The sequence below is a fragment of the Lapidilactobacillus wuchangensis genome (genome assembly GCF_003946645.1).
GTDB lineage: Bacteria > Bacillota > Bacilli > Lactobacillales > Lactobacillaceae > Lapidilactobacillus > Lapidilactobacillus wuchangensis.
On record NZ_RHOU01000027.1, the window covers coordinates 1 to 6,308 of the forward strand.

Annotated in this window: 5 protein-coding genes; all 5 read left to right on the forward strand. The window is 42.9% G+C overall.

Features of this window, described 5'->3' with window-relative positions; all coding sequences use genetic code 11:
- Positions 1–403: 403 nt before the first annotated feature.
- Positions 404–1,090, forward strand: a complete 687-nt coding sequence (locus tag EKM82_RS11010; RefSeq protein ID WP_125769422.1) for a response regulator transcription factor — start codon at positions 404–406, stop codon at positions 1,088–1,090.
- Positions 1,090–2,280 carry a sensor histidine kinase gene (locus EKM82_RS11015; RefSeq protein ID WP_125769425.1) on the forward strand — a complete coding sequence of 397 codons (1,191 nt, stop codon included), beginning with the start codon at positions 1,090–1,092 and terminating at the stop codon, positions 2,278–2,280. Before EKM82_RS11010 ends, EKM82_RS11015 begins: the two co-directional genes overlap by 1 nt.
- Positions 2,277–3,572 (forward strand): serine hydrolase, encoded by a 1,296-nt coding sequence (locus EKM82_RS11020; protein WP_125769428.1) that lies wholly within the window; start codon positions 2,277–2,279, stop codon positions 3,570–3,572. The genes EKM82_RS11015 and EKM82_RS11020 overlap by 4 nt, the downstream gene beginning before the upstream one ends.
- Positions 3,573–3,684: 112 nt before the next feature.
- Complete coding sequence (locus EKM82_RS11025; RefSeq protein WP_125769431.1) at positions 3,685–5,232, forward strand: UDP-N-acetylmuramoyl-L-alanyl-D-glutamate--2,6-diaminopimelate ligase; 1,548 nt, start codon at positions 3,685–3,687, stop codon at positions 5,230–5,232.
- A gap of 2 nt (positions 5,233–5,234) precedes the next feature.
- On the forward strand, positions 5,235–5,990 hold the full coding sequence (locus EKM82_RS11030; RefSeq protein ID WP_125769434.1) for an aspartate/glutamate racemase family protein: 756 nt from the start codon (positions 5,235–5,237) through the stop codon (positions 5,988–5,990).
- Positions 5,991–6,308 lie beyond the last annotated feature (318 nt).

The window sequence follows — 6,308 nt, forward strand, 5'->3', positions numbered from 1 at the left end:
GACGGAATGGAGGGCGTGGTTGTCAGCCGCCAAATTTGTCTTATTGCTTTAGCAATTAGACAAAGGCTCGTATTTGAGATTGTTGCGCAGCAATAAGCTCAAATCGACGCCGGCCGCGTTCCACAACCAGCAAGCCCGGAATGGAGTCAGAACCAATTCTGTTTCAACATCATGACGAGATTTTAAATAGGTTTGAACTTTGGTTTGCAATAAGCTCAAATGAATGACGACAAAGCAGCTCAGAATGCAGTCAGGTGCAATTCTGCTTTTTTCTTTAATCTTTAAAGAAATTTAAGTGCCGCTTTGATACAATGTTAGTTGTATAAGTATTTTTTACAAAGTGACTTAACGTTTGTGTAAGTTGACCGCATTGATGGATTTCTGCGGATAAGGATGATGAAAAATGAAAATTTTAATTGTTGATGATGATAAGGAAATTGTTGAACTCTTAAGTATTTATGCCAAAAACGAAGGCTACGAACCACTGACTGCCTTTACTGGCAAGGAAGCACTGACGAAACTGGTCACGAACCCTGATGTGAAGTTAATGATTCTTGATATCATGATGCCCAATATGTCAGGCATTGACGTGATCAAGGAAGTTCGGAAGGAATCAGATATTCCGATTATTGTCGTCTCAGCCAAAACAACCGATATGGATAAAATTCAAGGATTGATTACTGGTGCTGACGATTATGTTTCCAAGCCATTTAATCCCCTAGAAGTCATGGCTCGGGTTAAATCGTTGCTACGGCGGGCCAATGCCCAAATGACCAAAGAAGAACCTGATAGTTTAGAAGTGGGTCCTTTGACGATCAATAAGGATTCTCATGAAGTGACGACGTTAAATAATGTGCCCATTCAATTGACGGCGCTAGAATTTGGCATTCTGTATTTACTTGCCAGCCATCCTAATCGCGTTTTCTCTGCTGATGAGATTTTTGAACGCGTCTGGCAACAAGAGAGTATTGTCTCAGCGAAGACGGTCATGGTGCATGTCAGTCATTTGCGTGACAAAATCGAAGAAGCCACTGGCGGTGAGAAAGTGATTGAAACAATCTGGGGAGTTGGGTACAAGGTGAACGCCTAATGGAACCACATCCAGTTGTTTTAAAAACCAGTGAAAAATGGGAACTATTCTTTGAAGGTGTGGTCACCGTTGGTCTATTGTTATTAATGGATTTCGCGGTGGTGGTCATTATCAATCAAGCGATTAGTTCCAACCAAGAATTAAATGACGGTATTTATCAAATCAAATCAGCGATTACAATTGGCCCGTGGCATTTTTGGAGTTGGGAATGGATTTTTCTCGCTTTATTAGGGGTCATGAATGTGATCGTGGTTTATTGGCGCTTGCATCGCCGTTATCGGCAAATGCAAATGCGTCATATTGTGGCGGAACTGCATTATATTACTGATGGCCATTTGGATCATCGCATTAATTTGCAGGTGAATAGTTCCTTGAGCAGCGTGATTGAGAGTATTAATGCGCTGGTTGATAGCACGGTCAGCTCGATGGCGGAAGAACGCAAGATTGAAGTCAGTAAAGATGAACTGATCACCAACGTCAGTCATGATATTCGCACGCCTTTAACGTCAATTATTGGCTATTTGGGCTTAATCGAAAATGGCCAATATAAAGACCAAGCTGATTTATTGCATTACAATCACATCGCCTATGAGAAAACCAAACAAATGAAGGCCTTGGTTGAGGACTTATTTGAATTCACCAAAGTACAACAATCCCACGCCCAACTGCAATTACATCAATTCGATTTGGTGTCAATGCTGGAACAACTTTCGGCCGACTTTGAGTTAGAGGCTCAGAAGCGCCAGATGTTGATCGAAGTGGCGGTGACGAAGCGGCCGATTATCATGACTGCTGATTCAAGCAAGCTGGTTCGCGTGTTTAGTAATTTAATTACGAATGCTTTTAAATATGGCAAAAATGCCACGCGAATCATTCTTGATGCCCATGTGGAAAAAGATGAAGTGGTGGTCACTGTCAGCAATGATGGTTCACCAATTCCAGCGGCTGATTTACAGAATATCTTTGAGCGTTTCTATCGCGTTGAAGGTTCACGTTCAGTCACCACTGGTGGTTCAGGGCTAGGTTTAGCCATTGCCCAAAGTATTGTGAAGCTGCATGGTGGTGAGATTTATGCCACCTCAACGACTGAAGAAACCACATTTACAATTATTTTGCCAGTTGATGTGACTGAGAAACGGCCAGAATTAAAAACCAAGCACGAAGAAGTAAATAATGGAGGAAACAAATGAAAGGTCAACGTACGAAATTAGGGGCCGCTTTAGTCCTATTAGTTAGTTTTATTATTGGGTTTAGTGGGGTAGCTGGTAGTTATAGCCAGGCCGCGACTAAGCAAATTGAAGCACCAGCAACCACAATTGCCGCCAAAGCAGGGATCGCGGTTGCTGCTGATAGTGGTCAGATTTTGGCAGCTAAAGACATCGATACTTCGTTGCCAATTGCATCGATGTCCAAGAGCTTATCACTGTATCTAGTTTTACAAGCAGTTAAGGATGGCAAGTTGTCGTGGACGCAAGAAATTAAACCCTCGGCTAAAATTGTCACGCTTAGTCAAAACATGAACTTATCCAATATTCCTTTCGAAACTGATAAAAGTTATACCGTTAAGGAATTGTATGAAGCTAGTACGATTTATTCAGCTAACGCCGCCATCATGGCCTTAGCTGATGCTGTTAGTGGTAGCCAGACAGCTTTCGTTGACGCTATGCGGGCGCAATTACAAAAGTGGGGCGCCAAGAATTACGAAATCGTCAATGTCAGTGGTTTGAACAATTCTTATTTAGGTGATGACCGTTATGCCGGCACAGCAGCTGATGCGGAAAACAAAATGTCAGCTCGCGATGTGGCCATGGTTGCCCAACATTTGATCACGGATTTTCCAGAATTTTTAGAGACTAGTAGCAAAACAAGCATTGATTTCCACGGCACCACTTATCCAACGTGGAATTTATTACTGCCCGGGGAATCAGCTGCCCAGAAAGACCTACCTGTAGATGGTATTAAGACCGGGACTTCTGATCAAGCTGGCGATTGTTTCGTCGGTACCGTTAAAAAAGATGGTTTTCGGATCATTACCGTGGTCTTGCATGCTGATGGCAATGCCGATGACCAAGGCAAACGGTTCACAGCAACAGCTGCACTGATGAATAGTATTTATCAAAACTGGCATCAAGTTTCTCTGTTCCAAGCAAAAAAAGTTAGCAGTCATTTAGCAGCAGTTAAAGTCACCAACAGTAAGCAAAAGACGGTTGCCGTTGTGCCTGACAAAACTGTTAAGCTCTACTTACCCAAGAGTACCACTGCCAAACAGTTAGACTTTAAGCTGGCCAAAGGTGACGCTAGCCAAGCTGCGCCAATTGCTAAGTATGACCAATTAGGAACGATTGAATTGCCACAAATTGGTGCTGGCTTCTTGCAAGGCGCTAATACCGTTCAAGTTAAAGTTTTAGCCAAATCTGGCGTGACTGCTTTGACATGGTGGGAAAAAGTATGGCAAAATATCACTGGTTTATTTAATAAATGAGAAAGTGCTGCCGCTGCGGGTGGCGGTCGGCGCGTGCTATAATGAGTAAATGATTGCGGTTCTTAAATAGTCGCTTGACGGCTGAAGACTTACCAGTAAAGGGAGTTAGATTATGGGGCTAACCTTAGAAGCTTGCATTTTAATTTTAAAAGAGCACCACTTATTGAAGAGTAGTGCGATTCAAGATAATTTATCACAGAAATTTACCAGCGCTACTTATGATTCGCGCAAAGTTGCTGAAAATGGCATCTTCTTCTGCAAGGGTGCTAAATTCCGGCCAATCTATTTACAAATGGCTAAGAATAATGGCGCGACTGTTTACGTTTCTGAACAACCCTATGCTGAAGGCAATGGGATGCACGCCTTGATCGTGCGGAATATTCGCAAGGCAATGTCATTATTGGCAGCGGCTTTCTACGATTATCCTCAAGATGATTTATTTGTTGTGGCTTACACCGGCACGAAAGGTAAAACCACGTCGGCTTATTTCACACGAGGAATTTTGGCACCGGTCACTAATAATCGGACGGCGATGTTCTCGACGGTTGAGCGGGTTGTTGGCCCTAAACCAGAAGAACAATTTTTGTCAGACTTAACAACGCCAGAATCATTAGACTTATTCCATGACATGCGTGAGGCTGTTGATAATGGCATGACTCATCTTGTAATGGAAGTTTCATCGCAGGCCTATAAGAAAAATCGGGTCTTTGGTTTAACCTATGATGTGGGCTTCTTCTTGAACATTACGCCAGATCACATCGGTCCTAATGAACATCCAACTTTTGCTGACTATTTGCATTGTAAATTGCAACTGTTAGTCAATGCGCGGAAATGCGTGATTAACGCTGAAACTGATTATTTCCAAGAAGTTTATGCAGCCGCAACCACGACGACTTCGCCTGACAGTATTTATTTATTTGCTTCGGCCGACTACCAAGCACCAGCTGGCATTGATATTGATTTCCGCTTTGCTTCGCAAGAGGCTGACTTATCTAAGAGCCGCTTCAAATTAGAGGCAGGTACTTTAAAGGCGGAGCAACTTAAAATCACTGGCGAATATGAACTGGAATTAATCGGCGATTACAATGAAAGCAATGCTTGTGCTGCGATTATTGGTGCCGGCTTAGCAGGTGCCACTTATCCAGATACGGCTAAAGGTATTGCCAACGTGCAAATTCCTGGGCGCATGGAAAAACTGGACGTTCCTGACCATGGCCGCGTTTATGTTGATTACGCCCATAATTATGCCAGCATGGTTGCGCTATTATCCTTCTTCAAGAAGGAGTACCACAATCCCCATATTATTGTGGTCGTTGGTAGCCCTGGTGATAAGGGCGTTTCTCGGCGTGAAGGTTTTGCGAAAGCCTTGAACCAATTAGCAGAACGAGCTTTTATTACAAATGATGATCCTGGCTTTGAAGAGCCACAAGATATCGCTGATCAAATTATTGCTGGGATCGATCCTAACAAGGTTGACGTGACAGTTGAATTAGACCGGGCCAAAGCAATTGATTTAGCAATTACTGAAAGTAAACCTGGCGATATTGTTGTGTTGGCTGGCAAGGGTTCCGATGCCGAACAAAAAGTACGCGGTGTAAATACACCTTGGCCAACTGATATGGTTGTCGCTAAGGCAGTTGCTGCTAAATTAAGAGGCTAATTATGAAAGATTTCTTTACAATTATTGGTGGCATGGGCACAATGGCGACCGAAAGCTATTTGCGTTTGTTAAATCAACGGACACCAGCTCATCGTGACCAAGATTATTTGAATTATTTGTTAGTTAATGATGCGACCGTGCCTGATCGTACCAGTTATATTTTGGATCATACGCAGCCAAACTTCTTTCCTAATTTGAAGGAGGATTTGGAACAGCAAAGTTTATTGAACCCAGCATTTTTCGTCATGGTTTGTAATACTGCCCATTATTTTTATGACGAGTTGCAGGCCGTCACACAGGTACCATTGTTGCATATGCCCCGGACGGCAATCAGTTACTTAAAGCAACATTATCCTAATGAAAAAAAGATCGGCTTAATCGCCACTGCTGGGACGATTGCTGACCACGTTTATGAAAATGAAATCAAGCAAGCCGGATTTGAAGTCGAATTTGGTGACGAAACGATCCAACCAATGGTCAACGAACTGATTTATCAGGATATTAAAGAAAAGAATATTGTTGATCACGATTTATATCATCGTATTTTGCAACAAATGCATGACAAGTTTGGCGTTAATGTAATTGTCTTAGGCTGCACCGAATTATCGCTGGCCCAAGAAAAAGCACCTGAACATCCTTACCATGTCATTGATGCCCAAAGTATTATCGCCGACCAAACGATTGTGCTGGCACAGAAATTGCGCGCTGGTGAGGTAATTGATTGGTCAGTGGCTAAGAATACCTATTTAGGCAAGTAGTTGCTAATTGGCCTGGCGAAGATGGTGAAACAGAGTGGCGTCTGACTCCATTCCGGGCTTGCTGGTTGTGGAACGCGGCCGGCATTGATTTGAGCTTATTGCTGTGCAACAATCTCAAATACAAGCCTTGTTCTAAGTGGCACAGCCACTAAGAACAATTTGGCGGCTGACAACCACGCCCTCCATTCCATCTGGAGTTGAGGTGGCACACTTAATCTTTTGTAGCAATTAGGCGATGTTCGCGAGATTTATCAACTCAATTCAATCAGTAATAAATAGTTAAATAGTACAAAAAATCGGTGCGACAACTCTATTTTT

Excerpts from the sequence above, each read along its gene's own strand:
- EKM82_RS11015 (WP_125769425.1), top strand. The coding sequence starts at position 1,090 with ATGGAACCACATCCAGTTGTTTTAAAAACCAGTGAAAAATGGGAACTA.
- EKM82_RS11025 (WP_125769431.1), top strand. The coding sequence starts at position 3,685 with ATGGGGCTAACCTTAGAAGCTTGCATTTTAATTTTAAAAGAGCACCAC.
- EKM82_RS11020 (WP_125769428.1), top strand. The coding sequence starts at position 2,277 with ATGAAAGGTCAACGTACGAAATTAGGGGCCGCTTTAGTCCTATTAGTT.
- EKM82_RS11030 (WP_125769434.1), top strand. The coding sequence starts at position 5,235 with ATGAAAGATTTCTTTACAATTATTGGTGGCATGGGCACAATGGCGACC.
- EKM82_RS11010 (WP_125769422.1), top strand. The coding sequence starts at position 404 with ATGAAAATTTTAATTGTTGATGATGATAAGGAAATTGTTGAACTCTTA.